We start from the raw sequence: 2,913 nt of genomic DNA, 5'->3' as shown, positions 1-2,913 counted from the left end.
GCACCTTCTCGATCGGCCAGAGTTCGTTCATGGTGGGTGCGATGCTGGTCGCCGACGGCAGTGAACTCGACGGGGTCCAGATGGGTAAATTGTCGAGCCGAACACGCGTGATCGCGATCTGCCGAGAGGACGCCCCGATCGATCTGCGCCCGCACCACGAAGGGCGACTTCGGGGCGGCGACACCGTCTACCTGGTGGGGCCGTACCGCGACCTGGTGGCAACCCTGCGCAAGGGCCTGCCGCCCAAGCACGTCGCCGCGGCCCCGGAGCCCGACGACGAGGTCGAGCAATCACCTCAACCGCAGCAAGACGCCGACGTCAGCCGCCAAGCAAGAACTGCGTGAAAAAGAAACCCGGAGTCGTCGACGCGCCCGTGGCTTCCACGGATTTGGGAATACCGGTGATGCGCTTTAAACGGCCGTGATGTCGACCACAACTGCCGTCAATAAAGCGTCATGATTCTGACCGCACTTCGTTAAGAATCCATCATGGGACGCCCTCGCCCGCATGCAGCCGTTGCGGAGCGCCGCGCCGGTCGATATACAAAGGGTGCGCCGCAACCACCTATGCAACCGGTGGTTCGCAGAAGCCAAATCGCTTAGACGCCTGCTGAATAGCGAACGCAATCGGTTGCGAGGGAGTCTCGATGCCACTCGGTAACGTGCTGCAAGCACTAATCGTCCTTGCGGTGGTCTTGGTCGGCTCGGTATTCATCGGAAACCTGTTTCGGCGGATTCGTCAGCCGGCGGTAGTCGGGGTTATTTTCTTTGGACTCCTACTCGGCACCATTCTGGCCATTAGTCCGCATTCGGTAAATTCCGCGTTACTTTCGCCGACGTCGAAATCGCTAATCGACGCCGTGGGTCAAGCCGGCCTCTTGTTGCTGTTGTTCTTGGTCGGAGTCGAGTTGCGCTCCTACAGCAAGACAACAACCGAACGCTCACCGCTGTGGCGACTCCTGCCCTGCGTGCTGATTCCGGTCATCGTCTGCGCGGCTGCGGCTTTTCCCTTCGCACACCGACTGGTCGGACCGGACCACAACCCGATGCATGTCTGGATGTTCATAGGTGTGGCGCTCAGCGTCACGGCGGTTCCCGTCCTCGTGCTGATCATGAAGGACCTTGCTGTCGCGGCGCCCATCCCGGGTGTCGCGCTGCGGATTGCCGTCGCGACCGATGCGGCGGCTTGGGCGCTGGTGACGGTACTGATCCTGGTGACCAGAGACCTCAGCACGGTCTCCGTACCGGCGCTGTGTGTGGGCGCCGGTTTGCTGATCACCGTGATGTTCGTACTGCCACGGATCGTTGAGCGCCTTTTCCGGGACTCCCACCAGGGAGCTCCGTTCGTGGTGGCGGTGTTTGCCTACGTACTGGCTGGCGCGGCAGCAACGCAGGTGTTCGGTCTGCACCCGGCCCTCGGTGCGGTGCTCGCCGGTCTGTTCTTCCCGGCGGGCCTGGCCAACGAGGCATCGCAGCGGGCGTTGGGCGCGGTCGCCGACATTCTCATTCCGGCGTTCTTCGTGTCCAGCGCGCTGTCTGTGCCGTTGCAAGTCCTGGCGGATCTGTTCCGGTGGGGCAGCCTGGTGTGCCTGCTTGTACTGACCATGGCCGCCTTCGGTTCGAAGCTCGCCGTCGGGCTGGTGGCCGGCAGGATGCAACGCTGGCCACTCGCCACTTCAGCAAAGCTCGGCGTCCTGCTGAATTGCCGCGGCGTCACCGAACTGGCCATCGCATCGATCGGTCTGCAAGCCCACCTGATCGGGCCCTACGCCTTCGCGATGTTGTGTGCACTTGCGATCGTGACCACGGCGGTGACGGCCCCGCTCTACCGCGCGATCAACAACGTCACGCGCACTCGGGCGCACACCGAGACGTCGCGCACCGAAGTCGAGCTGGCGGCCTAGCGGTGAGGTCCTGTTTCGCGCCATGAGCACTGAGGTCAGCAGCGCTAAAGAGCATGCCGTCGCGACCACCGATCGGGACGGCAACGAACCGACTCCGTGGGCAGCGGCCCCGGAGTCGGTTCGTGCTCCCCGCTGGTGGACGGCCGCAAGACGCCGCGTCGTCGCGCTGGTGGGAGTCGTTGCCTGCGCGATGCTCACATCGATTGTCTTGTATGTCGACGGCGCTGGGTCGCAACGCATTTCACTTCATGGGGCGCCTACCGGCAGCGGTGCGACGGTGACGCTGGACGTGGTGAGCATTGGCAACAACTACAGCGAGCTCGTCGCCGATCTCATCGTCAAGCCAGGTCCTGAATTGCTGGATCCCGCGACCGATGGTCTCAAGCAAGACCTCACGGTAGCCGTCACCTCGGCCACGACGCCGATCAGACGGACCTGGTCCAAGGGGATGTTGCCCGGCGTCTTCCCCGTTCCGATCACTCTGGCTCGCGATGTCGAGCGTTGGCCCTTCGACAGCTATTACACGGGACCGATCACCGTTTCGCTGTTCACCGCTGAGGGACAACTGCCGGAACGCGCCAACATCACGTTCGTCGATCGGCTGACCGGCTGGAAGGCCGACGTGCGTCGGGTGAACAACGCCAGTGCGACGGCGCCCTACGAAGTCGACTTGCAACGATCGGCAAGCACGATGGTGTTCGCCATCGTCATCCTCTGCATCTTCGTCGCGATCGCCGCTGTCGGCTTGTTCGTCGCAGTTCAGACCATTCGCGATCCGCGGCGATTTCAGTCGCCGATGACGACCTGGTACGCCGCCATGCTGTTTGCGGTGGTACCGCTGAGAAACGCGCTTCCGGGTTCGCCGTCGTTCGGAAGCTGGATTGATCTCACCATCGTGATGTGGGTGCTGGTGGCTTTGGTGGTATCGATGCTGCTGTATATCGGAGCTTGGTGGCGTGCTACAACCAAGTCCTGAGGCGCACACCACACAACCGATTCGCCGCACCCCG

2 protein-coding genes and 1 pseudogene are annotated in these 2,913 nt (G+C 63.0%); all 3 read left to right on the top strand.

The genetic code is table 11. The annotated features are described in order from the left end of the window. Positions 1-344, top strand: a pseudogene (locus tag VN856_RS11035) (hypothetical protein); the annotation flags it as partial. A gap of 302 nt (positions 345-646) precedes the next feature. Further along, positions 647-1,903, top strand: coding sequence for a cation:proton antiporter (locus VN856_RS11030; RefSeq protein ID WP_325688884.1), 1,257 nt, complete (start codon positions 647-649; stop codon positions 1,901-1,903). Positions 1,904-2,093: 190 nt separating this feature from the next. After that, positions 2,094-2,879, top strand: a complete 786-nt coding sequence (locus VN856_RS11025) for a DUF4436 domain-containing protein (RefSeq protein WP_414686926.1) — start codon at positions 2,094-2,096, stop codon at positions 2,877-2,879. Positions 2,880-2,913 lie beyond the last annotated feature (34 nt).

The organism is Mycobacterium sp., assembly GCF_035603715.1.
Taxonomy (GTDB): domain Bacteria; phylum Actinomycetota; class Actinomycetes; order Mycobacteriales; family Mycobacteriaceae; genus Mycobacterium.
Note: the sequence above shows the minus strand (reverse complement) of the source record. Positions and strands in the feature narration are given on the sequence as shown.